Raw genomic sequence first — 24,763 nt, forward strand, 5'->3', positions numbered from 1 at the left:
GAAAGGAGCGACAGATGCCTCAAATTTCTCGGCAAGAATACGCGGGTCTATTTGGCCCTACCACGGGCGATAAAATCCGCTTGGGTGATACCAATCTATTTATCGAAATCGAAAAAGATCTGCGTGGATATGGTGAAGAGTCAGTTTACGGTGGTGGCAAGTCATTGCGTGACGGGATGGGGGCCAATAACCATCTGACCCGTGATAATGGCGTGCTGGATTTAGTGATTACCAACGTCACTATTGTGGATGCTCGCCTTGGGGTGATTAAAGCCGACGTCGGTATTCGCGATGGCAAAATTGCCGGTATTGGCAAAAGTGGTAACCCTGGGGTGATGGATGGTGTGACACCTGGAATGGTGGTGGGGGTCAGTACCGATGCTATTTCCGGTGAGCATTTAATTCTCACTGCGGCCGGTATTGATAGCCACATTCATTTGATCTCACCGCAACAGGCATACCATGCATTATCCAATGGGGTCGCCACCTTCTTCGGCGGCGGGATTGGCCCAACGGATGGTACTAACGGCACCACAGTGACACCTGGCCCATGGAATATCCGCCAGATGCTGCGTTCAGTTGAAGGGCTGCCGGTTAACGTGGGGATTCTGGGCAAAGGTAACTCTTATGGCCGTGGCCCATTACTGGAGCAAGCTATTGCCGGTGTTGTGGGCTATAAAGTCCACGAAGACTGGGGTGCAACTGCTAATGCCCTGCGCCACTCTTTGCGGATGGCGGATGAGATGGATATTCAGGTTTCCGTGCATACCGATAGCTTGAATGAATGTGGTTATGTGGAAGATACCATTGATGCCTTCGAAGGTCGCACTATCCATACCTTCCATACCGAAGGGGCCGGTGGGGGCCATGCGCCGGACATTATCCGCGTCGCCAGCCAGATGAATGTGCTACCAAGCTCCACTAACCCAACCCTGCCCTATGGTGTCAACAGTCAGGCCGAGTTGTTCGATATGATCATGGTGTGTCATAACCTCAACCCGAATGTGCCCGCTGACGTCTCCTTTGCTGAAAGTCGCGTGCGCCCGGAAACCATTGCGGCAGAAAACGTCCTGCACGATATGGGGGTTATCTCCATGTTCTCCAGTGATTCACAGGCGATGGGCCGAGTCGGGGAGAACTGGCTGCGCATTATGCAAACGGCCAATGCGATGAAAGCCTCGCGCGGCAAACTGCCAGAAGATGACGCCAACAACGATAACTTCCGCGTGCTGCGTTATGTGGCGAAAATCACCATTAACCCGGCTATCGCGCAGGGCGTCAGCCATGTCATCGGTTCGGTTGAAGTGGGCAAAATGGCTGATCTGGTGCTGTGGGACCCGCGCTTCTTTGGTGCCAAACCTAAACTGGTTATCAAGGGTGGCATGATCAACTGGGCGGCCATGGGTGATCCAAACGCGTCATTGCCGACACCTCAACCGGTGTTCTACCGCCCAATGTTTGGGGCCTACGGTAAAACCCTGCAAGACACCTGCGTTACCTTCGTTTCTCAGGCCGCGCTTGATGATGGGGTGAAAGAGAAAGCGGGATTGGATCGTCAGGTTATTGCGGTTAAAAACTGCCGAACCATCTCCAAGCGGGATCTGGTGCGTAATGATCAAACGCCACACATTGAGGTGGATCCAGAAACCTTTGCGGTAAAAGTGGATGGTGTACACGCCACCTGTGAGCCAATCGAAACCGCATCAATGAACCAGCGCTATTTCTTTGGCTAATTGATAAATCAGGTGAGTCTGGACGCTAATCCCACTGATATCAGGGCCAGTCGATTACAGAATTCAGCTTGCCCATGGTAAGTGTCATCTAGCCTTTGGATGGGGCGACCAACAATGGCTGGGATATGTGGCACAGAAATGGATTTCATTACTGTGGGCAACTGACCACTCGCAATGGATAGATGCAAGGAGCCGCAACATGATTTTGATAGAGCACATTTTGGGTAATGTGAAAAAAGATCCGGTTTGGCGGGAGAGACTCAAAGGGGCCACTTTTGACTTCCTGGTGCTGGATCAGCGGGAGGCGCAAAAAAGTCGCTGCCGTAAATCCAGCACTCAAGGTCTGGATTTGGGAATTTCTCTCGATCGAAACGTGGTACTTGCTGATGGTGATGTGCTGTCATGGGATGAAAAAACCAATGTTGCCGTCATCGTGCAGATCAATTTACGCGATGTCATGGTGATTGATCTGAGGGAGTTAAAAAAACGTTCAGCGGATGAACTGATTAAAACCTGCTTTGAGCTGGGACACGCGCTAGGTAATCAGCACTGGAAAGCCGTCACCAAAAATAACGAGGTGTATGTCCCGCTGACGGTTGCCACCACCATGATGGACTCCGTCATGAGAACCCATGGTTTTCAGCATCTCCCTTTCCGCTTTGCTAAGGGGGCGGAGATTTTACCTCTGCTGAGTAACTCTGAAGCTCGGCTGCTGTTTGGCGGCGCGGAGGAGAGCGACACTCATGTTCATGTCGCCAGCCCCTTAGATGAACCCCATGGTTCCGGCTTACATGTGCACGCCATTCATTCTCATGGCCATAGTCACAGTCATGACCATGATCATGATCACAACCACGACCACGACCATAAACATAAACAGTGATCCGGGCAGAGGAGGGGCAGCGCAATGAATGCATCAGATCTGATTCGGATTATGCAATTTGGTGATTCGGTACTGCCGGTCGGGGCCTTTACGTTTTCCAATGGTGTGGAGTCAGCCATTCAAACAGGCATCGTCCATGATGTGGCGACCCTAAAAGGCTTTGTGTTGACAGCACTGAAGCAGGCTGCCAGCTGTGATGGCATGGGGGTTGTCGCGGCCCACCGCGCCGTGATGGCCGATGATCGGGACGGCATTATCCGCGCCGACTGGGCGGTGAATAACCGCAAATTAAATGAAGAGAGCCGTCTGATGGCGACCCGCATGGGGAAAAAATTGGCAGAAATGTCTATCCATGTGGTGGAGCACCCGCTAATTAGCTGGTGGCTGGAACAGATAAAAAATGGCAATACCGCCGGGACTTATCCGGTGACTCAGGCCGTGGTCATGGCCGCGCAGGGGATCGGGCAGCGGGAAGTGGTGGTGATGCATCAATATGGGGTGGCAATGACAATATTAAGTGCGGCCATGCGCTTAATGCGTGTGACCCATTTTGACACTCAGCACATCCTGTTTGAGTTGAACCATGACATTGAGAAGTTCTGCGATATTGCCGAAATTGGCGATATCGACCAGATGTCGTCTTATGTGCCCATTGTGGATGTATTGGCGGCGGTACATGTGAAAGCCCATGTTCGCCTATTCAGTAATTAATCGGTTAGCAAACCACTGATTAATAAAAGTGCATGCTGAGTACTGGGTTTGCTGTAAACCCAGTACCGACCCAAATCAGATTAAAATGAAGAGGATTATCCTGTGAACAGCCATTCAACCGATAAACGCAAAAAGATCACCCGCATTGGTATTGGTGGCCCGGTAGGTTCAGGTAAAACCGCCATCATCGAAGTGATCACCCCCATTCTGATTAAGCGGGGCGTTAAGCCACTGATTATTACCAATGATATTGTTACCACCGAAGATGCCAAACAAGTAAAACGCACGCTGAAAGGCATTTTGGATGAGGAGAAGATCCTCGGGGTAGAAACCGGCGCTTGCCCGCATACTGCGGTGCGCGAAGACCCGAGTATGAACATTGCTGCGGTGGAAGAGATGGAAGAGCGCTTCCCTGATAGCGACCTGATTATGATTGAAAGTGGCGGCGACAACCTAACACTGACCTTCAGCCCGGCGCTGGCTGACTTCTATATCTATGTCATTGATGTGGCTGAAGGGGAGAAAATCCCGCGTAAAAATGGCCCCGGTCTGGTGCAGGCCGATATTCTGGTTATCAATAAAATTGACCTTGCCCCCTATGTGGGCGCCAGTCTGGATGTGATGGAGAGTGACACCAAAGTGGTTCGTGGTGAGCGCCCTTATATTCTGACCAACTGTAAAACCGGGCAGGGTATTGAAGAGCTGGTGGACATGATTATGCGCGACTTCCTATTTACCCACGTACAGCCTGAAGGAGCAAACGCATGACATCCCAGAGCCAGAATATCGTGGAAACGCCTTCACGGGTTCGAGCTCACGCATTAGGCATTAACGCGCCGGAATTAGCGAAATATCAGGACGAGCCGGCGCAAATGCGTAGCGGGGCCGTAGGGAAAAGTGGCTATCTCAAACTGAGATTTGCCAAACGTGGGCAGCGCAGTGTTTTGGCAGAAATGGAAAGACGGGTGCCATCTTTGGTGCAAAAGGCGTTGTACTGGGACGAAGAGATGCCCGAGCTACCTTGTGTCACCATGATCTCGACGGCAGGGTGCATTTTACAAGGGGATCGGCTGGCAACCGATGTGCATGTGGAGGCCGGAGCCTGCGCCCATGTCACCACCCAGTCAGCAACCAAAGTTCATATGATGAATGCGAACTACGCGGCGCAAATACAGAATTTCACGGTAGAGGAGGGCGGTTATCTGGAATTTATGCCGGACCCGCTGATTCCGCACCGCAATTCGCGCTTTATTACGGATACCACTATTCATATTCATCCGACGGCGACGGCGATTTATTCAGAAGTGCTGATGTCCGGGCGCAAATATCACCATGCGGAAGAGCGCTTTGGCTTTGATGTTTATTCATCCAAAGTGGTCGCCCATAATTTGGCAGGAAAAGAGCTGTTTGTTGAGAAGTATATATTGGAACCTAAAGTTGAGAGCCTGGATGCCATTGGGGTCATGCAAACATTTGACTCATTCGGCAACGTTATTTTATTAACTCCGAAGGAGCATCATGACCGTATTTTGGCGCGGGTTCCTGCGCGCTTTGATATTAAAGGCGGCATTGCCAGTGGGGCAACACGTTTACCCAATGATTGCGGCTTGGTATTTAAAGCACTGGGTATTGATAGTGCCGGTGTTAAAGCCGAAATTCGCCAATTCTGGAAGATAGCGCGTGAAGAAATTCTCGGTATTACATTGCCGGAAAAATTTTTGTGGCGCTAGGTGTAAGCCAAAAATAGTGCTGTTACCGCTGATAGGCTGCAACTTCATGTCAGAAGGATAAACATAATGAATGCAAAAACCGGCAATTTATCTGGCTGGGCGCAACTGAGTAGTTCGAATGTTTTCATTGAATTTATCGATACCACACTGCGCGGCTGTGCTCAGGTTATGTTCCAAAATAATCCACTCACAGGGCTACTCTTTTTTATCGCAATATTTGTTGGCGCTTATGGTGAGGGGAATCCGGCGGTCGCTTATGGTTGTGTATTGGGTACAGTTATTGCCACCTTAACGGGGCTAACCATGCGCGATCGTAAATCATGGCGGGCTGGGCTATATGGTTATAATGGCTGTTTAGTCGGCGCGGCACTGCCGACTTTTTTGGTCGTCACGCCGATACTTTGGGCTTGCATTATCTTGGGCAGTATCGTGTCGGTTATTGTCACTGCCTGTATTGCCGATATTTTAAAAACCTGGAAAGTCGCAGCACTGACAGCGCCTTTTGTCTTAACTACCTGGATGATACTGCTAGGCAGTTATGCATTTGCCGGTTTGCACAGCAGCGGATTACCAACGCCAGCCTTACCGCATCAACTTATTTTGGATGGCAGCAACTTTTTTGCGCAAAGTAATATTTTTGTCAGCATGTTTAACGGCATTTCACAGGTCTTTTTATTCAGTAGTTTGATTGGTGGTATTTTATTTGTTATTGGCTTAGCCGTTGAATCGCTATGGGCTGCTATTTTTGGCGTCTGTGGTGCATTATTAGCGATCCTGACAGCCGCTCTCCTTGATGCAGATCACCAGAGTATTAATGCCGGGCTCTATGCTTTCAGTGCGGTATTAACGGCTATTGCATTAGGCTCTACATTTAATAAGCCCAGTTGGCGAGTTCTGGCTTACACCATTGTCGGGGTTATTTTCACTGTCATCGTCCAAGGAGCGCTAAATACTTTACTGTCGCCGATTGGCATTCCGACATTAACCATGCCGTTTGTTTTGGCCTCGTGGTTATTCCTGGTGCCGAATAAAGATGTGATGCCTGCGCATCGACAATAACGATTTTATTCTGGAGTACAAACATGACGACAGGAATAGAGAGAAGTAGCGCCTTTGGCAATCGGGAAACTAAGCTTCGTGCTATCTACTTGCTGATTGGCTTATTGATTGTTAATGGGCTGGCGTGGGTTTGGGCTTTTACGGAATTTAATGATAATGCAGTATTGATGGGGATGGCATTTTTGGCTTATAGCTTTGGCCTTCGTCACGCCGTTGATGCGGATCATATTGCTGCCATTGATAACGTCACTCGCAAATTGATGCAGCAAGGTAAAACCCCGATTGCCGTCGGAACATTCTTCTCTCTCGGCCATTCAACCATTGTGATATTAGCATCACTGGCCATTGCTGCGACCGCCATGGCATTTAAGAATAATATGACTTGGTTTCATGAAACCGGCGGTTTGATCGGCACACTGGTTTCATCTGTATTCTTGTTATTGTTTGCCTTCCTTAATTTAACCATCCTGATTTCAGTGTACAAAAAATTCAAACAGGTCAAAGCGGGTCATGTGTACAAAGATGAAGAGCTTGATCTGCTGGTGACGAATAATGGTGGCCTACTCGCCAGAATTTTTAAGCGAGTATTTAATATGGTCAATAAAAGCTGGCATATGTACCCGGTGGGTTTTTTATTTGGCTTGGGTTTTGATACTGCCACTGAAATTGGAGTGTTAGGGATCTCAGCTGCCAGCGCAACCCATGGTATGAATCTGTGGTCGATTATGGTGTTCCCAATCTTATTTGCTGCCGGGATGGCATTGATCGATTCACTTGATAATTTTGTGATGATTGGCGCTTATGGTTGGGCTTTCTCTAAACCGGTGCGCAAACTATATTACAACATCACTATTACAGCAGCTTCAGTTATCATTGCTTTCTTTATTGGCGGTATTGAAGCATTGGGATTAATATCAGATAAACTTAACTTGACCGGTGGAATTTGGACGCCAATTAATAATATCAGCGAAAACTTGGGCGAGATAGGCTATTGGATTATTGGTATGTTTATACTGTGTTGGTTAATTTCGGCTATTAACTATTATGTCCGTGGCTACGATAAATTAAGTATTACTCGATAGGATTTTATTACCCCAAAATATAAGATGCCCATTAGTCGTTATGGCCAATGGGCATCTTACTTACTGCGCTACATTTGACAATTACATATTGTGTTTCTTAGCGAAATTTAAAATATCCTGTTTCATTTCAGATAATTTACTTTCAGGCGACTTTTTGCACACCTCAACGACCTTTGGTGTCACGATGGTATCTGTTTCGTGTAAATCAACATAATCGCCATGCTTATATTGAGTATCATCATTCAATACCCAATACACAACAGGAGTTAATGACTTAGGGTTCAGATCCAGGAACTCTTTGCAGGTCATATCACTCGGGGTAGTTCCTGTTGCGCTAGTGGTTGTTGCTGCAAAGGTTGTTGCCGCAGCGGAAAGGAGTAAACCAGTCAATGCAATATTACGAAGTGATTTGTAGGACATGCTTATTTCCTTATTTATCTGTTAAATACGGTTAGATATTTGTAACATTAAATTAAGGGTGATGAATATCACTCAAGGATAAGAACTCCAGCGTATTATATGCCAGAGAACAACTATATTATTGTTTATGAATAGAATTAATGCCAATAATTCTATTTGTTTTTTTACAAATTATTGAGTATCGATAACTTTACAGGGTGTAAAACTAGCTTTCAATAAAATCAATACATTAAATATTAACGTCTGATGATTATATTGGATCTTAAATCCGATTGCGCCGCGTGAATATTAGATGACTATAAGTGCATGCAACTCTCGCCGTATTCAGTAATGTTATCTCTTGATTTTAGTCAAAAATAGTCTGGTTCTGCCATGAAATATCTCATTTTTTATCTATACTTAATCTACCTATAACAATTTTAGTCACTCTATTGATGAAAATATTACAGGAAATTAAGACTAAGGTATCAATACCACTTTTGTTGGCTATTTTGGTGGCCATTAATGGGTGTCTGGTGTTAAGCCCTGTGCTTCTCCGGGCGATCTCTCATTCAACTGATGCGATAAACAATTTCAGTACCTGGAAGGAGGCGCTTAGTTTTCTTGATTTATTTGAAATTCCACAATTTATGATCGGTGTGCTATTGATACTGATGGCATTTGCAGTGTCGATGAAAATCCGTACGGCATGGTTCCTTACGGTGTTATTACTGTTTACTCTCGTTGCTATCAATATATTTATTCTGAGAGATCAGAATAAATTGACGACTTATTCTCTTATCGTCGTTGTCGCGCTGCTATTTTATTGGCGTGAGTTTGATCATTACAGTCTCGGTAGTGCGACATTCTTTGCGATCGCAAGTATCTGTTCCTTAATCGTCTATAGCATGTTGGGCACACTTTACATGGGCGATGAATTTGCACCGGTAGTGACTGATTTACCGACTGCATTCTATTTCGCGATTGTCTGTATGTCGACGGTGGGCTTCGGGGATATTATCCCGCATACCACTGTGGCGAGAATGTTCACTCTTACGGTGATTATTGCTGGTATTACTGTTTTTGCGACTTCAATTGCTTCGATTGCCGGCCCGATAATCAGTAATAATATTAAACGCATAGTTAAAGGCAGGATTACTCACGTGGAACGTAAAAATCATTTTATTATTGTTGGTTCCAGTTCTTTGGCGCTGAATGTCTATAATGGCCTGCGTGACCGAGGTGATGATGTCACAGTTGTCTGTGCCGTCGGCAGCCAACACAATTTCCCTCCTCATGCAGATGTTATCGAGGGTGATCCCTCTTCGGTAGAAACATTGAAACTGGCCGGCGCGGCCAAGGCAAAATATATTATTGCATTGTGCAACAGTGATGCCGACAACACCTTTACCATTCTGGCCGCCAAAGAAATTGCTGGTGAAGGCACGAAAACATTGGCATTAGTTAATGAAACGCAAAATATGGAAAAAGTTAAACGGGTTAATCCTGATATGGTGTTCTCACTCCCCTTACTCGGCAGTGAACTGCTGGTTAGAACCCTGAATGGCGATACCATCAATAATTCCCTGATTACGGAAATGTTCTTTGGTAAATGCCAAAAATTAGATTAATTATGGCGAGTTTTTATCAGTAATAGCAGATAAAACACCCTCGGCAGTGAGGGTGTTGTTTTTCTTCTTGGGACGATAGTCAGTTTTTTATTTATTCAACGGCTGCTTGTGGATCTTTGGGTTTCTCTTTTGGGCCGATCATTAAACCCAATTCAACCGCAATAAAACCAACGATTAGGCTAGTGACTAAATAGCAGATTGAGATTAACACCCCGGTTGGATTTTTCATCATCTCGACTGCGCCAAATACAAAGCTGGAAAATGTCGACAGCCCGCCCATAATCCCAGTTCCTACCATTAGATGTACATATTGGTTAATTTTGTTTTGTTTAAACCAAGAGGTCGCCAGCCCCAATAAAAAGGCGGCAATGATATTAGCAACAAAAATATCCATGGGGAATCCATCGGCCAGTCGCGGCACTGACAGCATAATGAACTCACGACACATGGCACCAAATGCGCCACCGACAAAGACGAGAATAATAAGATTCGGCATAATAGTGCTCTCCGATTAATAAGCCAGCCAAGCGCCAAATGCCGCTGCGGCTAGACCTACCAGAACAGAAATAATCAAATACCCAGCAGCAATGGCTCTACCACGTATAGTCGCCAATTTTGCCGCATCTAATTGCATGCTACTGAAGGTGGTATAGCCACCTAAAATACCGGTTAATACCGCAGCATTCATTAAGTCACCATAGCGGTCACGCCAGTCAACGTTAAAAAGAACACTCAGATAACCAATAATAAATGCACCGGAAATATTGATCAGAAAAGTGCCGAGCGGGAGATTGCCTTTATATACTCTGCCGACGCCCAGCCCTATCCACCATCGTAAAAGTGAACCGATGCCGCCACCCAGTCCTACCCACATTACATCTATTGCTGTCATAACAAAGCCCTCAATGGCTATTCGTTAGAGTCGGAATAATTGTAGTACAAATAAGCTGAGGCGATTAGCCAACCGTAATGCTTATTTTCAGTAATTTACCGCCACTTTCATTGGTTAACAGGTAAAGATAGCCGTCAGGTCCAATGCGCACATCGTGAATATGTGCGCTGCTAGCTCTTGAAGAGTAGAAATGCACTTCGCACCACGAATAAAGCCGTGACACTGAATCACTGTCAATGTGGGAAAAGTTCGAATGGGACGATTCTCAAACCGATAAGAATCCCTAATTTATCCTGCCATAAGTTTCAATGTATTTTTATTGCTGCATCTTGTTCTACTGTCATTCGCGAATAAAACTAACCATATGAAATGCAAATGAATTAAACTTAATTCGCCGAGCAAAAAAATAACCATTTTGCGATAACCATCACATTGTAATCGCTTAGAAATGTGAAGGGCATCAATATCAAAAGTCAATTAGAGACGATTATAGTGATATGTGAATTACTGACTTGGCTATCAACGCCGTATACTGCCGACAACCAGAAACAATGGGCTGGGCAAGGGGCACGATAAAGTACAGATAAAGGGAATTCACCATTGCACTGGCATATAAATAACTTGTTTCTTTTGAACATCAAAAGGTGTTGGGTATGGAAAAGAAAAAAATTTATCTATTTTGCTCTGCCGGTATGTCCACCTCGCTACTGGTTTCCAAAATGAAAGTACAAGCAGAGAAGTATGAGGTGCCAGTTATCATCAATGCTTACCCGGAAGCGCTGGCGGCAGAGCATGGTGCTCAAGCAGATGTGATCCTACTAGGGCCGCAAATAGCATATATGTTGCCCGAAGTTGCCAAAATGTTCCCCAATAAGCCAGTTGAGGTGATCGACGCGCTTCTATACGGCAAAGTCGACGGTTTAGGGGTATTAAAAGCAGCTGTAGCCGCAATAAAAAAAGCAAAACAATAAGGGGAGCACTGTGAGCGCATTTATTAATTCTCTGGAGAAGGCTATTTTGCCTTTTGCGATTAAGATTGGCAGACAGCAACATATCAATGCCATCAAGAACGGATTTATCCGGCTGATGCCATTAACCCTGACGGGGGCCATGTTTGTTCTTATCAATAACGTATTCTTAAGTTTTGGTGAGGGGTCATTCTTCTTTTCAATGGGGGTGCGGTTAGATGCTGATACCATTGCCACGCTCAATGGTTTGAAAGCGATAGGCGGCAACGTCTATAACGGTACTCTCGGCATCATGTCGTTAATGACGCCATTCTTTATCAGTATGGCCTTGGCTGAAGAGAAGCGAGTCGACCCTCTCGCCGCCGCTCTACTGGCTATTGCCGCTTTTATGACGGTAACCCCGTACAGTGTTGGTGACGCCTATGCGGTGGGGGCCAATTGGCTGGGGGGAGCGAATATTATCTCCGGTATTATTATTGGCTTAGTGGTCGCAGAAGTCTTTACCTTTATTACTCGGCGCAACTGGATCATCCGCTTGCCGGACAGCGTTCCAACCTCAGTTTCCCGCTCCTTCTCCGCCTTGATTCCGGGCTTCGTTATTCTTTCCATTATGGGTGTACTGGCCTATACCCTCGGGTTATACGGCACTAACTTCCACCAGATCATTATGGACAGCATTTCAGCACCGCTATCAAAAATGGGCAGTGTGGTAGGTTGGGTGTATGTCATGTGCTCCTCGCTGTTATGGTTCTTCGGGATACATGGCGCGATGGCACTATCTGCACTGGAAAGTGGCATTATGATGCCGTTTGCCTTGGAAAACGTAGCTACTTATACCCAATATGGTTCAGTCGCGGCGGCATTGGCTGCGGGCAAAGAGTTCCATATGTGGGCCAAGCCTTTTGTTGACTCCTATATCTTCCTGGGCGGAACCGGGGCAACTCTTGGGCTGGTTATTGCTATCTTTATCGGTTCCCGCCGTGAAGATTATCGTCAGGTCGCAAAACTGGGGGCGCCAGCGAGTATTTTCCAAATTAATGAACCTATTCTGTTTGGCTTACCGGTCATTATGAACCCGCTATTTTTCATTCCATTTATTCTGGTTCAGCCGGTCTTGGCAATCATCACTTCAATTGCATATTACACTGGCTTTATTCCGCCAATCACTAATATTGCGCCGTGGACCATGCCAGTAGGCTTGGGGGCATTCTTTAATACCAACGGTAGCATTGCCGCGATGTTATTAAGCTTGTTCAACTTAGGTGTCGCCACACTGATGTATCTGCCGTTCGTGATTATTGCCAATAAGGCGCAGAGCGAAATTGATCGTCAGGTTGAAAGTGAAGAAGATATTGCGGATAGCTTGAAGTTTTAATGAATACCCTGTTTTAGCGTACTGGTCTGGAGGCTGGAATGAAATATCAATTTCCCGATGATTTTTGGTGGGGTAGTGCCACCTCTGCAACCCAATCTGAAGGGGCGTCATTGCAGGATGGCAAGAGCAAGAATATCTTCGATTATTGGTATGAGATTGCACCAGAGCGTTTTCATGGTCAGATTGGCCCAGAAAACACCTCCACCTTTTACGATAATTATCAGCAGGATATTCTGCTGCTAAAACAGCTCGGGCATAACACGTTCAGGACGTCGATTTCATGGTCGAGACTGATCCCAAGTGGTGACGGTGAGCTTAACCCCAACGCCGTCACCTTTTATAACGCGGTGATCGACAGTTTATTGGCGAATGGCATTACGCCATTTATCAATCTCTATCATTTTGATATGCCACTGTGTATGCAGGAAAAAGGGGGATGGGAAAGTCGCGCCGTTGTCGATTCCTATGCTCGGTATGCCAAAATCTGTTTTACCTTGTTTGGTGATCGGGTAAAACATTGGTTCACCTTCAACGAGCCGATTGTCCCGGTTGAAGCTGGCTACTTAGGCCATCAACATTACCCTTGCGTGGTTGATTTTAAACGCGCGGTGACCGTGGCCTATCATAGCGTGTTGGCACATGCCAAAGCGGTAGAAAACTACCGAGAACTCAAGCAGGGCGGTGATATTGGGATTATTTTGAACCTCACACCGACCTATCCTCGTTCCGACAGTTCATCAGACCAGGTGGCCGCCAACCATGCAGATCTGCTGCTCAATCGCAGTTTTCTCGATCCGGTCACCAAAGGGGCTTACCCAGAAGAACTGATCCGGTTATTGCGCGATCACGATCTATTGCCATCGACTGAATCGGGTGATTGCGAGCTAATTGCGAGTGGCGTCATCGATTTATTGGGGGTTAACTATTACCAGCCCCGAAGGGTTCAGGCGAAAGATATCCCAACCCCTAAAGGGCAGGTGAGAACGCCGGAAGACTTATTTAGTTTCTATTCAATGCCCGGGCGGAAAATTAACCCACATCGTGGCTGGGAAATCTATGAAAAAGGGCTATATGACATCCTGACAAATCTGAGAATAAATTATGGCAATATTCCGTGCTATATCTCAGAGAATGGCATGGGGGTTGAGGGTGAGGAGCAGTTTATTAATTCATCCGGTCAGGTAGATGATGAGTATCGGATTGAGTTTATCCGTGACCATTTGAAATGGCTGCATCAAGCATTACAAGAGGGTAGCAACTGCAAGGGTTATCATTTATGGACCTTTATTGATTGCTGGTCTTGGCTTAATGCTTACAAAAATCGTTATGGATTTGTTCGGTTAAATCTGGCAAATCAAACGCGGGTCATCAAGAAAAGTGGCTATTGGTTTGCGGATGTCGCAAGGCAGAATGGCTTTAATTAACGGAGTAACAGTATGTTTGATTTAGATAAAATCGTTGAAGATGTGCAACCCACTGATGAAATGGAAGATGTGATCATGGGGTTGATTATCAACGCAGGGCAAGCCCGAAGTCTGGCTTATAAGGCGCTGAAGCAGGCAAAAAGTGGTGATTTTGCCCAAGCAGATGAGTTGATGGCGCAATCACGCCAGGCTCTGAATGAGGCGCATCTGGTTCAAACTAAGCTCATTGAATCCGATCAAGGTGAAGGGAAAACCAGAGTAACATTAGTCTTAGTACATGCTCAGGATCATTTAATGAACGCGATGCTGGCCAGAGAGTTAATTACTGAGCTGATTGAGTTACACCAAAAGTTACGATAAAACGGGTAAACTTGTTAGCTATTTCGAACGAAAGAGTGAAGGTAAATAAGATGGAAGTCAGGTTAGTACGTCAAAAAGACTTTTTTAACGGAAAAGAGTTTCATCTATTTATTTATAACAAAACGGAAAGCGCAACGGGTCTACACCAACATGACTATTATGAATATACCCTGATATTAACTGGGATGTGTTATCAGGAAATTAATGGTAAGCGGGTCTTCTTAGAACGCGGCGATGTCGTTTTTATTCCCATTGGTTCTCATCATAAAAGCGCCTATGAATTTGGTGCGACACGTATATTAAACGTTGGTATCAGCAAAACCTTTTTCGAAGAGCACTATTTCCATCTGTTATCGCGGCCTATTGTGGCCTCGCAAGCCTATCGCCTAAAAGGTGATTTCCTTTCTTATATTGAATCAGCCATTTCTGCACCGCACTTTAGGGAAGATGAACTGACTGAATTGGTCGAGCTATTGACATTTTATGTCACCAACCGCATCAGCCACTATAAAGAGAGTGAGGTCAACGACGATATTCCCCTATGGCTAAAAACCAGCATCGACAAAATGCACGATAAATCGATGTTTGGTGAGAAAGCCTTGGTGAATATGATTGAGCTTTCCGGCAAAACCCAAGAGTACTTGACCCGTGCGACCCGACGTTATTACCAGAAAACGCCGATGCAGATTATCAATGAAATAAGAATCAATTTTGCTAAAACCCAGCTTGAAGTGACGAACTACTTAGTTTCAGACATTGCCTTTGAAGCGGGTTACAGCGACACCACATTATTTATCAAAAACTTCAAGAAACTGACCTCTTTTACGCCAGGAAACTACCGCAAGAAATTCAACTGCGTCAGAGAGGGGTTATCCGATTAGTTTCTGGCTAGATATTACCTGCCGGAACCGCTTACAAGGCATCCTCAATGGAAAAGTTACTTATTGTTAATGCTGATGATTTTGGTCTATGCAAAGGACAAAATTATGGAATCATTGAAGCATTTCGCCATGGTATTATCTCATCGACCACGGCAATGATGAACTGCGCGGATATTCACCACGCGGCAGAGTTGAGTCAGCAAAATCCAGCATTGCCCGTCGGGATGCATTTTGTGCTGACCTATGGGCGGCCGTTAACCGCGATGCCTTCTTTGGTTGATGCTAATGGGCTATTGGGCAAAGGTTTGTGGCAACGTGCTGAGGCCGGTGCGCTAAATTTGGCTGAGATTGCGCAAGAGTTGGCTGCTCAGTTTGATAAATTTGTCGCTATTTTTGGTCGTTCGCCGACACATATCGACAGCCACCACCACGTACATATGTTGCCGCAGATCTATCCGCTGGTTGAAGCTTTCGCTCGCGAAAAATCACTCGCGTTACGAATTGACCGTCATGAAGCGCAGCAACAGGGTATCTCGCTCAATGAACCACATAGCACTGAATGGTTTGATGCTGGCTTTTATGGCGAAGCGCTAACGGAACAGACATTCTTACAGCTGTTGGACCACGCTGACCAAAAAGGGGTTAGCTCGCTGGAAGTTATGTGCCATCCGGCTTTTATTGATAAAATTCTGATGACCAGTGGCTATTGTTATCCACGGCTGACCGAGCTGGAAGTACTGACTTCGCCGACATTAAAGCGGACAATTGAACAGCGTGGTTATCGGTTGGGATCTTATTTGGCGTGCTGAGTGGTAATTTCTCTTGTTATCCATCTCTAGGGCAACAAGAGAAATTGTTTTGCCACGAAAAACGCTAAAGCCGTGGTCAGTTTTAGTTGACCACTACAATACAAGAATAAAAGCAATACACTTCAAACTGATAATGATGCGGAAACAGATCAGCTCTGGCTGGGGACGGAGCTATTGTGCTCCCTATTGATGAACACTCAGAGGTATTTGCAACGTCCGCCCTGGCACAGAGCGGACAGTCCATGACTAATATCAGCTGATCTGACGGGCATTCCACTCATCGCGGGTGATTTCCCACAGATCAGAGTCCAGCAGGCCGCTGACATACTCTTTCTTATCCGTCCTGATGAGTCGCATGCCGCTACTGGCTGAAATACGCTGGGAGCGGCTATTGACAGCTGCCTTCGGAGCACGCAACACCGGCTTATTCAGCGTATTAAACCAGTAATCCGTAGCCGCAATACTGGCCTCACGCATATAGCCCTGCCCCTGATATTCCGGTGCCAGCCAGAATCCGCGGTTATTATCCTCAACGTCATAAAGACAGATTAAACCCATGAGGTAGTCAGGCGCCTCACGACGTCTGATAGCCCAGAACCAGGCAATTCCTTTCTCCATATCTGGCAGTACAATGTTATTGACGTAATTCTCAGCACCGTTATCAGGATAGGGCCATGGCACTGAGGCGACCATATAGCGAACTATCTCCCAGCGCGGAAAGAGCTTCTGAATCTGAATTGCATCTTCTGCAACCAGCGGTTTTAAACACAGTCGTTTTGTTGTTAGCGTGGGTATCGTCATCCATGGATTTCCTTTTGAGTAATTCGCTTATTTTTACCAGTGATTCCAGCGACTCCGCTCTCTCTTTTGGCAAAGCTTATTTCTTAATTTTGTTTTTAACCCATTTGGTAGGATTGCGCCAGTTTACGCATTGATTCCCCCTGAGCTTAATTCGATAGTGTCTAACACCACCCCAATGATTAATGCAGTGGGGGATTAACAACATCAGATTATGGCACCGAGCTGACTGTCAGATCTGATTTAGCCCAGAGTACAATGAGTGTCAGAGTAAGTATGAACGAATACAAAAAACGCATAAAAAGCTATTCGTTACGAATTTTACCCACTATTATGATAAGAGTGGGTTGTGCAGTAGCGCTTACCCAGTCAAATAAACCTCGCCATCGTGCGGGGTTTTGTCGTGTGTGCCGGGCATGCTCAGCAGCTCGGGGGTGAAAGTCCCCTGTCCAGCCTGATGGTGGCGAAGGACTAGTGAAGCGCAAGGGCGTCGTCGTGAGGCGGGGTCTGAAGGAAGCGTGGAGCAAAACCATGACCTGACGGACAGAAACCCGATATAAGGCCTACCCGACTGGCGGAGCAAGCATGTGATTGCGAAGGCCATAACCATCAAGAGCCGGGGTGGTAGATTGGGCAGGTGTGTGGTGAAAGCGGCTGAGCTTACCCCGGGAGGCCTGTCCGGCGTTCTGTATTCAGAACTGAGTGCATCGTAAGGTGCGCTGACCGGTGGACAGGAGTCAGCAGAGGGCATAGTAGGACGTGACGTCTGAAGGCCCGAACGGTAATGAGTGACGAGTATCAGCGGAGGTTCTGAACGGTCATGCAGCAGAAAACGCATCGCGGCCCTGAAGCCCGAAGAAGGGGTGAAGCCCCGGACGCCGGTTCCCGGGGGGCTGAAACCGGGCAGGCACCGACGACCAGAGAAAGTCCGTCGTCAACAGCGTGGCTGATGGAAGCCATCTGTGAACCCGTCAATCTCAGGCAAGCCCTGAAAAGAGTGAAGGCCAATAAAGGTGCGGCGGGAGCCGACGGCATGAGCGTAAGCGAACTGCCGGAGTACCTGAAACACCACTGGCCCGAACTGAAAGCGCAACTGCTGTCCGGCAGCTATCGCCCATCCCCTGTAAGAAGAGTGACCATCCCGAAACCCTGCGGCGGCGAACGTCTGCTGGGTATCCCGACGGTGGTGGATCGTTTTATCCAGCAGGCGATGATGCAGGTGTTGCAGATGCAGTGGGATGCGTCGTTCAGCGACAGCAGCTACGGGTTCCGCCCCGGGCGCTCTGCCCATCAGGCTGTGAAACAGGCTCATGAATATATTGGGTCCGGGTATCACTGGGTGGTCGATCTCGATCTGGAGAAGTTCTTCGACCGGGTGAACCACGATGTACTGATGAGCCGGATAGCGAAACGGGTGTCGGATAAACGGGTGCTGTCACTTATCCGCAGGTTCCTGAATGCAGGCGTGATGGAAGCCGGTCTGGTAAGGCCGGTGACAGAAGGGACGCCGCAGGGCGGCCCGCTGTCGCCGTTGTTATCGAATCTGCTGCTGGATGACTTCGATAAGGAACTGGAGAAACGCGGCCTGAAGTTCGCCCGTTATGCAGACGACTGTAATGTGTATGTGAAAAGCGAACGTGCAGGCAATCGTGTGATGGCGGGGCTGACGCACTGGCTGAGCCGTAAACTGAAGCTGAAGGTGAATGCGAAAAAGAGCGCAGTGGCGCATCCGGAGTCGCGTAAGTTCCTGGGTTACAGCTTCATAAGGGGCAGGAAAGTGTGGTGCGTGGTGTCGCCGGGATCGGTGAAGCGGTTCAAAACGCGGATAAGGGAACTGACGGGACGTAACACGGGCAGAAGCCTGGAGCAGCTAATCGAGCCGTTAAAGCGATATATGACGGGCTGGAAAAGCTACTACAGGCTGAACGAGTGGCCATCGCTGATAAGAGAGCTGAACGGGTGGATAAGGCGCAGGCTGCGGAGTGTCCTCTGGAAACAGTGGAAAACGGGCGGCAAGCGTTATAAAGAGCTGCACAATCGCGGGGTTAGCAAAGACCTCTCGGCGCAGACGGTGGGAAGTTGCCATAAACAGTGGCGGGTGAGCTGTAGCCCGGCGCTGAACATAGCACTTCCCAATAACCTGTTCGTCAGACTGGGCCTGCCAGAGTTATAGGAAGGCGACGATCAACATAACCGAACCGCCGTATACGGACCCGTATGTACGGTGGTGTGGGAGGAGGCTGGTTGTGAGATCAGCCCCTATCCCGATTTATTTATTGGGTGCAAAAAAAACTTACTCCCGCTTATCTTGGCAAGGGGTGCCAATAGGTGAACACCGGGGAAAGCTTTACTGCCAGTTGTCATATTATTGTTTAAGTTAATTAATGTTTTTAAAGTTAAATTGAGTGACTAACTCATTAAAATTAATAAATTTATTTATAATGGCGCTTATTCGTAATAGTAATTTTAATAAACTATCTAATTGTGTTAATGGTTTCATAAGCTAGAGTTAATATGTAACCAACTAGCCAGTACCACGGGCAGGCCCCCGTAACGATGCCTCTCGCTTCAGCCCAACCTAACCGGTAGGGCTTTTTTGTTTCTACATTCGCCTGAGCATCACTGAATGACGGGTTCATATCCCAATCTATTCAGGACATTGTTGCAGCAGTGGTTGGTGCTCAGCCGAATGTGGTGAATACGCGACCAGCCCGTCCGGGCGGGGGAGATATGAAAATGAGCAATAGAACAACAGCGGTCTCCTATACCGTGTCGGGTGGACTATTCAGTCAGTCTACGGGGTATAACTCCCTAACTGTAATAACCCGCGTTTATAAATCCTCACACCTGTATTTGGTGGGGATAGCCGTACCAAAAAACACGATAAGAATATAACTATATGTTATTTAATATTAAAATTTATATTCATCGACCAACAATTTATTTTCTGATATATAGACTAAGGAATGTCAGTCGTTTTTAAGGATGAACAGGCAATGAGAGTAAGCGAAGAAGCGCTGTTAAGCTCTGGCTTCAGTCATACAGAACTTCAGAAAATTAAAAATAACGTAGAAAGCTATGGTGGAACCCTTGGGGAAGCCATTCAAGACTTAGCCAAGCGCTTTATCATAGCTATATGTGTTGTTAGCAGTTGCCTTGCTGTATTTCTTTTCCTGGTGATGTTCGGAACTACGGAAAGTATCTTTTCTGGTGGAATTGGTCTTCTTTGCGGCATTGCTATCGCCACTTTTATACAACCGCCAGTACTTTCTTATAAGTCTTGGCGATACTGCCGAACTAATAAAACTTAATTGGTGGTGTTATCCGTCGCCAGAAGATCGAAAATCACCTTCGCTTTAATACCATAGCCAGCAATTTTCATCGTTAATTTAGGCCTGCTCATCGTATCAACCTTTCTGTAATAGTCACGGGGAAGCCAACGAAATAATCTCCAAGCCTCTGGTTTCCTTGCTAACCCCAAAATACCATAAACGCCAGCGCTTAACGTGATTGCATTATAAAAAGCCAGACCGGATTCTGGTTTAAACCCCATAAACTGAGCTGCTTCCATGGCCTCATTAGCAAAGATACCTTCTGATTGTGATTGTTTGCCATAATGAAGGTGGCTGGCTTCTTTTGTTATTCCATTAACACCATCCATGAAGAGAATCGCACCAGCAAGAACCCCAAGTGGGGTCATTGTTGACATCATTATCATTCCGCCGAATAGAGCTGCACCGGAAACAACAATATGTACAACTGAAATAACATACCCGACAATTTTATTATTTTCCCGGACAAACTCCACTTTGGCGTAAAGTTTCGCGGTTTCCATCCGCAACATCCGGTCCTGCGCCTGAAGGTTTTCCGTCTCCGCTCTCAGACTTTGTATGCAGACCATACACTCTTCGTCCGATGTAGCACGTCGCGCGGCAGCGAACTGTTGCTCAACAACTTCCTTTATTTCTTGGATAAAATTCATTTGGGTCAGACTATCACTAAGGTGGGAAGCGGACAGCGTGTTCGCGATATTAATTAGCTTACGGGCCTCCAGGTTCACCATCGTTTCTGACCAACTTGTAATCCTGCCACCTGACCGCATCCTTGAAAGCAACGTCGCATCCATTTCTTTATCTCCCTGTGTTTATTGACTCATCCGATAATACGACATTGTTTTTCGTTCAAGCATATGGTGTTTTATCTGGCTACTCCTAATGATTTAAGCTCCGAATATTCTGAAAATAGCGCTATGGGTAGCAGGAATACTTATTGAAGTTGGCATTGGCGAATGGAGCAAAAGGAGGTGAAATATTTTTATGTGTGTGCAGGTTTGCGCAGAGTAAAGATATATAGTCTCAACACTGAATAGAAATGTTGAGCCATCTGTTTGGATAGTAATCTTTTTACTGCGGTTTTGGGGTAAAAGAATCTAGGTACGAAATTATAGTAACAGCAGAGTCTATATAACTTTCAGCGTCAGCAGCCGCGAGTTCTACGTCAATATTATGAGCCATTTGGTTTCTTAGTAAACGTAACGATTGTAATACATTGGCTTGTCGAGTGTTTAGAATCTCATCGTTAACTAATTTTCTAATTAACGTTATTGGGTTTCGTTCAGGTATAAATGTCTGTCCATGCTTTCTTTCTAATGCTTCAAATGCTGATTTTTCAACTCTAATCCAAGCCTCCATGATTGCAGCTCTAGGATCTTTTGCTAGTAGAGATGCTCTTATATCAACATATTGGTCTGTATTAGTGTCAGGTATAACCTCTGAGGTTTCTTGTGCAAGCTTCTCTGCTTCATCACTGAAGATAGCCTCAAATTGATCGCCGACCTTAATAGATTTTAATGTTCTAACGAGTTTAAGTATGTCATCTCGGCCATAGTAGAGAATAAGAAAGACAACCACTGGCCACGCAATACTATCAATAATCTTGCTGATGAAAGTAAAAAAATCCATTAACGGGATCCTATAAAAAAGCCCGCAAGAAGCGGGCTTAGTGTTTTTTAAAGGAGCCGCGTATCTTTTGCGTATCCTTTTTGGTCTAAACTAGGTCAGTGCTTCGTCCGGTAATTTATCATAAGTTACTGGTTTATATGATGCTGTCCGGTCACTGTCCTATTAAAAGTGGGCTGGGGGACGCTGAATAGATTAATCAATACATTGTATTTATTGATAAAAATTGAGTTCAAACTTTCTGTGTGTACCTAAACGTGTACCAATTATTGAAACTGACAGTGAAGTAGGCTGTGTTTATTAATGGATTTCTCTGCTGCTAGTTTATGTATTTGTAAGGTACCTTACGGAAAAAAAAGATTTATAGAAAAACTGTTCACACTGTTCACTTTTGAATTTAATCATTTAAATACAATGTATTAGACGGTGATGAGTTAGTGACGAGTTTATCCAAACTAGTCACTTGCTGTGAACAGTCGGCCATTGAATACAAAAACACCGGCCCAGGCCGGTGTGATTATTTTTGAGGTGCCAAGAGATGTGGGACGAATTGGGGATAAAAGAAAGGCCTGCAAGCAGGCCCGAGTACACACTGATACATTGCTCCCCGGTGTTGGATGTATGAGGTTTGTACAACGCAACTATAAGTGTCGTAACTGATAGCGTCCAATGGGTTAGGCAGATCAATAACGCCATATTGATCGGTAGAAACGATCGTGATGTTGTTTATTCAATGTGCTTCACATTTAGGCAACCAATCGGCCTCGCAGTCTTCACTTAATATCAGATTGGTTTGCATCCCCTGATTGGTCTTACGTTTTAATAAGGCTATTTCATATTCGCTCAAGGTTTGTGGCACAGCGCGCCCGAATGCGGTCAGGCTCATTGGCCGTTGATGGCCGCGCGCCTCCATAAATGACAGGTAAGCGTGATACAGGTATTTACGCGGGTTAGCCGGGATGATGTTGGCATTCCCCATATACAGGCCATTGGGGGTATTAACGGCCAGCAGATAACCACAAAAATCGACCAGCGGGTCAGCACCGCGTTTAATCTCCAGTGCTTCATCCGAGTTCTGCTGTGCTTCGAGTAGCGCACGAGCATCATTGGGGGCGGTAAAGCGCTGCATCAGGTGGCGCACTATCACTGCCAGTTCACCGGTAATTTTCGCCAGTAATAGCGGGTCGCGCTCATTGGCCGGAATAACCTCCGGGAACGGCAAAATAACCCGGCGACGGGAGACGCCGCCACTGCGGTCACTGAACTGCATTGGGTTGTTATTGACGGCCAGAATCACCGCCGGAATATGAGTGGAATAGGCATCACGGTATTTCGGGTCTATGGCAACGGCATCACCGCCAGTAATGGCTTTAATGCCAGCCCCATCACCACTCCAACGCTCTTGGTCTGGCAGGATAATCAGTGAGAACCCCACCACGGAAGCACGTTCCCGCGATGACTCCAGCGTATCGATGGTAGCCGAGGTAGTATTGTCTTTACCGGCCAGCAAGCTGGCGATGGAGGCCATCACGCTTTTACCACTGCCACCCGGCCCGGTCACTTCAAGGAACAGTTGCCAGTCATAGCGGTTCGCCAACACCATATAAAGCGCCGCGAGAATACGCTCCTGTTTCTCATGCTGTTGCCCGGCGGCCCGTGTTAACCAGCGCCAAAAGTGCGGGGCATGGTCGGACAGATTTTCCCCGGCTTTGGGCGGGGTGTAATCCACACTGTTCACGGTACGCAACCAGTGCGTTTTCTGGTGTGCGCTGAACTGGCCGGTAGTGGTATCAAATACCCCGTTACGAAAACCTATCAAGTGCCGAGCGGGTGTTCCCATTTGTGGCACCATCAGCTTGAGCGTATCGAGTACGCTATTAATCCCTGACGCTGAGAATGGGGCGCGGATTTTCTGGAACAGGGCGGCAATCTCTCGACTGAGAACCCGATATGGCAGCACCTGCCACGCCCCTTTTTCATAGCGACACAGGTCTTCACCCACCTGTGGTACGGCCAATAAGTGCTGATAGTGCTCTGCTAATAGTTCGGCCTTTTCACTGGCACTCATGGCTTTCAGGTCGGCGTCACTGAGCGTATCAAACGGGCTGGGCTGTTGCGGCTGATTGAATGCTTGTAACTGGGTCAGAGTAGCCAGTTTGCCTTGCTGCTGATAAACGTCGTTCCAGTCACCGACAACCGACGGCAACGCCAGCTTACCGCCGCTCAATTGGGCGGCCTCTGTTGCGCGGCTCTGGCCGGTGCCGTTCTCGTCATTATCGGCGGCCAACAATAGCAATGCATCCGGGTAGTGGGTACGCAACTGTTGCGCCAGTGCGGGCAGATTGTTAGCGCTGAGCGCGACACACACCGTTTCCCCTGTCAGATGATGCACCGTTAGCCCGGTAGCATAGCCCTCAGTCAGCCAGATAACGGCGTTATCCTGTCCGGCCAAAGAATGACAGGCTGTTTTCACTTGTCCCCCGGCCAGTGTGCGCTTGTCACCGTCGGCGTTAATCAACTGAACGTTAACCACTTCACCGCTACTGTCAGTCAGGGGGAATAACAGGTCGCCGGGTTGATAGGTAATACCCCCAACACACAACGGTTTACCGTGTAATGTCAGCGTCTCCAGCTCTGGCCAACCTTTGGTGGTCAGATAGGTATTCCCGGCCTGTGGTTGGGCGACAGTCAGCAACTGTCTGGCCTGTTCTGCGGCCCGCTGCCGTGCTTGCGCTTTCTCCTGCGCTTCCTGTCCGGCATTGTGTGCCGGTAATGGAGGGGTCGATGGTTCCCCTAACACCTCGGCCACTTTGCAGGCGGCTTCCTTGGTCGTGACCGCCAGCGCCTTTTCAACCAGATTCAGGCCATCGCCGCTGCCGCACTGGTTACAAAACCATGTGCCACGCCCTTGCAAATTATCAAAGCGGAAACGGTCTTTACCGCCACACATCGGGCAGGGCTGCGCTCGCCCTCCGGCGGTGATATGAATACCAAGCGCCGGGAGCAATACCGGCCACTGGCCGGTGGCTGCACGTGAGGTTTTTGAAACGTTTAATGTTGTCATTCTCTG

23 protein-coding genes are annotated in these 24,763 nt (G+C 47.0%); 16 read left to right on the plus strand and 7 right to left on the minus strand.

Features of this window, described 5'->3' with window-relative positions; translation table 11 throughout:
• Nucleotides 1-14 precede the first annotated feature (14 nt).
• The 7 genes from FFE93_RS05210 (at nucleotide 15) to FFE93_RS05240 (ending at nucleotide 7,198) form a co-directional block, all read left to right on the plus strand.
• Entirely contained in the window at nucleotides 15-1,733 is a 1,719-nt protein-coding gene (locus FFE93_RS05210) for an urease subunit alpha (RefSeq protein ID WP_049602959.1), read from the plus strand.
• Between the two features lie 199 nt (nucleotides 1,734-1,932).
• Nucleotides 1,933-2,616, plus strand: coding sequence for an urease accessory protein UreE (gene ureE / locus FFE93_RS05215; RefSeq protein WP_032898219.1), 684 nt, complete (start codon nucleotides 1,933-1,935; stop codon nucleotides 2,614-2,616).
• A gap of 24 nt (nucleotides 2,617-2,640) precedes the next feature.
• Nucleotides 2,641-3,327 carry an urease accessory protein UreF gene (locus tag FFE93_RS05220; RefSeq protein ID WP_057649063.1) on the plus strand — a complete coding sequence of 229 codons (687 nt, stop codon included), beginning with the start codon at nucleotides 2,641-2,643 and terminating at the stop codon, nucleotides 3,325-3,327.
• Between the two features lie 102 nt (nucleotides 3,328-3,429).
• The gene (gene ureG / locus FFE93_RS05225) at nucleotides 3,430-4,095 is read left to right on the plus strand and encodes an urease accessory protein UreG (RefSeq protein WP_005275992.1); all 666 of its coding nucleotides are present in this window, start codon (nucleotides 3,430-3,432) and stop codon (nucleotides 4,093-4,095) included.
• Entirely contained in the window at nucleotides 4,092-5,057 is a 966-nt protein-coding gene (locus FFE93_RS05230; protein ID WP_032898221.1) for an urease accessory protein UreD, read from the plus strand. Before ureG ends, FFE93_RS05230 begins: the two co-directional genes overlap by 4 nt.
• 66 nt (nucleotides 5,058-5,123) lie before the next feature.
• Nucleotides 5,124-6,116: an urea transporter gene (yut, locus tag FFE93_RS05235; RefSeq protein WP_005275998.1), complete on the plus strand. Its 993-nt coding sequence runs from the start codon at nucleotides 5,124-5,126 to the stop codon at nucleotides 6,114-6,116.
• A gap of 23 nt (nucleotides 6,117-6,139) precedes the next feature.
• On the plus strand, nucleotides 6,140-7,198 hold the full coding sequence (locus FFE93_RS05240; RefSeq protein ID WP_005276000.1) for a HoxN/HupN/NixA family nickel/cobalt transporter: 1,059 nt from the start codon (nucleotides 6,140-6,142) through the stop codon (nucleotides 7,196-7,198).
• 81 nt (nucleotides 7,199-7,279) lie between these two features.
• Here FFE93_RS05240 and hdeB read toward each other — a convergent pair whose 3' ends face one another.
• Entirely contained in the window at nucleotides 7,280-7,618 is a 339-nt protein-coding gene (hdeB, locus tag FFE93_RS05245; protein ID WP_032898223.1) for an acid-activated periplasmic chaperone HdeB, read from the minus strand.
• Between the two features lie 434 nt (nucleotides 7,619-8,052).
• Between hdeB and kch the strand changes: the two genes are divergently transcribed.
• Nucleotides 8,053-9,228: a voltage-gated potassium channel protein gene (gene kch / locus FFE93_RS05250; RefSeq protein WP_032898225.1), complete on the plus strand. Its 1,176-nt coding sequence runs from the start codon at nucleotides 8,053-8,055 to the stop codon at nucleotides 9,226-9,228.
• A 91-nt stretch (nucleotides 9,229-9,319) separates the two neighbouring features.
• On the opposite strand, the gene crcB is transcribed toward kch, so the two are convergent.
• Both crcB and FFE93_RS05260 read right to left on the minus strand, forming a co-directional pair.
• Complete coding sequence (crcB, locus tag FFE93_RS05255; protein WP_005276012.1) at nucleotides 9,320-9,724, minus strand: fluoride efflux transporter CrcB; 405 nt, start codon at nucleotides 9,722-9,724, stop codon at nucleotides 9,320-9,322.
• A 15-nt stretch (nucleotides 9,725-9,739) separates the two neighbouring features.
• A complete protein-coding gene (locus FFE93_RS05260; RefSeq protein ID WP_032898227.1) occupies nucleotides 9,740-10,120 on the minus strand; it encodes a fluoride efflux transporter FluC in 381 nt (126 codons plus the stop codon).
• 653 nt (nucleotides 10,121-10,773) lie between these two features.
• Here FFE93_RS05260 and FFE93_RS05270 point away from each other — a divergent pair.
• From FFE93_RS05270 to chbG, 6 genes are read left to right on the plus strand one after another with little or no spacing between them, the layout of a single operon-like run.
• On the plus strand, nucleotides 10,774-11,091 hold the full coding sequence (locus tag FFE93_RS05270; RefSeq protein ID WP_005276021.1) for a PTS sugar transporter subunit IIB: 318 nt from the start codon (nucleotides 10,774-10,776) through the stop codon (nucleotides 11,089-11,091).
• A gap of 10 nt (nucleotides 11,092-11,101) precedes the next feature.
• A complete protein-coding gene (gene chbC, locus FFE93_RS05275; protein ID WP_005276023.1) occupies nucleotides 11,102-12,463 on the plus strand; it encodes a PTS N,N'-diacetylchitobiose transporter subunit IIC in 1,362 nt (453 codons plus the stop codon).
• Between the two features lie 38 nt (nucleotides 12,464-12,501).
• Complete coding sequence (locus tag FFE93_RS05280) at nucleotides 12,502-13,887, plus strand: glycoside hydrolase family 1 protein (protein ID WP_057649066.1); 1,386 nt, start codon at nucleotides 12,502-12,504, stop codon at nucleotides 13,885-13,887.
• Between the two features lie 12 nt (nucleotides 13,888-13,899).
• Nucleotides 13,900-14,247, plus strand: coding sequence for a PTS N,N'-diacetylchitobiose transporter subunit IIA (gene chbA, locus FFE93_RS05285; protein ID WP_005276029.1), 348 nt, complete (start codon nucleotides 13,900-13,902; stop codon nucleotides 14,245-14,247).
• Between the two features lie 50 nt (nucleotides 14,248-14,297).
• Nucleotides 14,298-15,128 (plus strand): transcriptional regulator ChbR, encoded by an 831-nt coding sequence (gene chbR, locus FFE93_RS05290; RefSeq protein WP_005276033.1) that lies wholly within the window; start codon nucleotides 14,298-14,300, stop codon nucleotides 15,126-15,128.
• Nucleotides 15,129-15,175: 47 nt separating this feature from the next.
• Nucleotides 15,176-15,937: a chitin disaccharide deacetylase gene (gene chbG, locus FFE93_RS05295; protein WP_138774876.1), complete on the plus strand. Its 762-nt coding sequence runs from the start codon at nucleotides 15,176-15,178 to the stop codon at nucleotides 15,935-15,937.
• 252 nt (nucleotides 15,938-16,189) lie between these two features.
• Here chbG and FFE93_RS05300 read toward each other — a convergent pair whose 3' ends face one another.
• The gene (locus FFE93_RS05300) at nucleotides 16,190-16,738 is read right to left on the minus strand and encodes a GNAT family N-acetyltransferase (protein ID WP_054873130.1); all 549 of its coding nucleotides are present in this window, start codon (nucleotides 16,736-16,738) and stop codon (nucleotides 16,190-16,192) included.
• Nucleotides 16,739-17,684: 946 nt separating this feature from the next.
• Here FFE93_RS05300 and ltrA point away from each other — a divergent pair.
• Together ltrA and FFE93_RS05310 are read left to right on the plus strand one after the other, a co-directional pair.
• Nucleotides 17,685-18,908: a group II intron reverse transcriptase/maturase gene (gene ltrA / locus FFE93_RS05305; RefSeq protein WP_261368997.1), complete on the plus strand. Its 1,224-nt coding sequence runs from the start codon at nucleotides 17,685-17,687 to the stop codon at nucleotides 18,906-18,908.
• An 823-nt stretch (nucleotides 18,909-19,731) separates the two neighbouring features.
• Nucleotides 19,732-20,046 (plus strand): hypothetical protein, encoded by a 315-nt coding sequence (locus FFE93_RS05310; protein WP_032898228.1) that lies wholly within the window; start codon nucleotides 19,732-19,734, stop codon nucleotides 20,044-20,046.
• Here the strand turns inward: FFE93_RS05310 and FFE93_RS05315 are convergent.
• The 3 genes from FFE93_RS05315 to FFE93_RS05325 form a co-directional block, all read right to left on the minus strand.
• Nucleotides 20,043-20,861 carry a DUF4225 domain-containing protein gene (locus FFE93_RS05315; RefSeq protein ID WP_099460461.1) on the minus strand — a complete coding sequence of 273 codons (819 nt, stop codon included), beginning with the start codon at nucleotides 20,859-20,861 and terminating at the stop codon, nucleotides 20,043-20,045. The genes FFE93_RS05310 and FFE93_RS05315 overlap by 4 nt on opposite strands.
• Before the next feature lie 277 nt (nucleotides 20,862-21,138).
• Nucleotides 21,139-21,696: a hypothetical protein gene (locus tag FFE93_RS05320; protein WP_032897836.1), complete on the minus strand. Its 558-nt coding sequence runs from the start codon at nucleotides 21,694-21,696 to the stop codon at nucleotides 21,139-21,141.
• Between the two features lie 727 nt (nucleotides 21,697-22,423).
• Nucleotides 22,424-24,757: a primase-helicase zinc-binding domain-containing protein gene (locus FFE93_RS05325; protein ID WP_138774877.1), complete on the minus strand. Its 2,334-nt coding sequence runs from the start codon at nucleotides 24,755-24,757 to the stop codon at nucleotides 22,424-22,426.
• Nucleotides 24,758-24,763: the final 6 nt, after the last annotated feature.

It is taken from the genome of Yersinia sp. KBS0713, from assembly GCF_005937895.2.
GTDB lineage: Bacteria > Pseudomonadota > Gammaproteobacteria > Enterobacterales > Enterobacteriaceae > Yersinia > Yersinia bercovieri.

Coding starts and splice junctions, on each gene's coding strand:
- FFE93_RS05210 (WP_049602959.1), top strand. CDS start 15: ATGCCTCAAATTTCTCGGCAAGAATACGCGGGTCTATTTGGCCCTACC.
- FFE93_RS05320 (WP_032897836.1), bottom strand. CDS start 21,696: ATGGATTTTTTTACTTTCATCAGCAAGATTATTGATAGTATTGCGTGG.
- chbR (WP_005276033.1), top strand. CDS start 14,298: ATGGAAGTCAGGTTAGTACGTCAAAAAGACTTTTTTAACGGAAAAGAG.
- FFE93_RS05310 (WP_032898228.1), top strand. CDS start 19,732: ATGAGAGTAAGCGAAGAAGCGCTGTTAAGCTCTGGCTTCAGTCATACA.
- ltrA (WP_261368997.1), top strand. CDS start 17,685: ATGGAAGCCATCTGTGAACCCGTCAATCTCAGGCAAGCCCTGAAAAGA.
- FFE93_RS05220 (WP_057649063.1), top strand. CDS start 2,641: ATGAATGCATCAGATCTGATTCGGATTATGCAATTTGGTGATTCGGTA.
- yut (WP_005275998.1), top strand. CDS start 5,124: ATGAATGCAAAAACCGGCAATTTATCTGGCTGGGCGCAACTGAGTAGT.
- FFE93_RS05300 (WP_054873130.1), bottom strand. CDS start 16,738: ATGACGATACCCACGCTAACAACAAAACGACTGTGTTTAAAACCGCTG.
- chbA (WP_005276029.1), top strand. CDS start 13,900: ATGTTTGATTTAGATAAAATCGTTGAAGATGTGCAACCCACTGATGAA.
- FFE93_RS05240 (WP_005276000.1), top strand. CDS start 6,140: ATGACGACAGGAATAGAGAGAAGTAGCGCCTTTGGCAATCGGGAAACT.
- crcB (WP_005276012.1), bottom strand. CDS start 9,724: ATGCCGAATCTTATTATTCTCGTCTTTGTCGGTGGCGCATTTGGTGCC.
- chbG (WP_138774876.1), top strand. CDS start 15,176: ATGGAAAAGTTACTTATTGTTAATGCTGATGATTTTGGTCTATGCAAA.
- FFE93_RS05270 (WP_005276021.1), top strand. CDS start 10,774: ATGGAAAAGAAAAAAATTTATCTATTTTGCTCTGCCGGTATGTCCACC.
- ureE (WP_032898219.1), top strand. CDS start 1,933: ATGATTTTGATAGAGCACATTTTGGGTAATGTGAAAAAAGATCCGGTT.
- FFE93_RS05325 (WP_138774877.1), bottom strand. CDS start 24,757: ATGACAACATTAAACGTTTCAAAAACCTCACGTGCAGCCACCGGCCAG.
- hdeB (WP_032898223.1), bottom strand. CDS start 7,618: ATGTCCTACAAATCACTTCGTAATATTGCATTGACTGGTTTACTCCTT.
- FFE93_RS05230 (WP_032898221.1), top strand. CDS start 4,092: ATGACATCCCAGAGCCAGAATATCGTGGAAACGCCTTCACGGGTTCGA.
- FFE93_RS05260 (WP_032898227.1), bottom strand. CDS start 10,120: ATGACAGCAATAGATGTAATGTGGGTAGGACTGGGTGGCGGCATCGGT.
- kch (WP_032898225.1), top strand. CDS start 8,053: ATGAAAATATTACAGGAAATTAAGACTAAGGTATCAATACCACTTTTG.
- FFE93_RS05280 (WP_057649066.1), top strand. CDS start 12,502: ATGAAATATCAATTTCCCGATGATTTTTGGTGGGGTAGTGCCACCTCT.
- FFE93_RS05315 (WP_099460461.1), bottom strand. CDS start 20,861: ATGGATGCGACGTTGCTTTCAAGGATGCGGTCAGGTGGCAGGATTACA.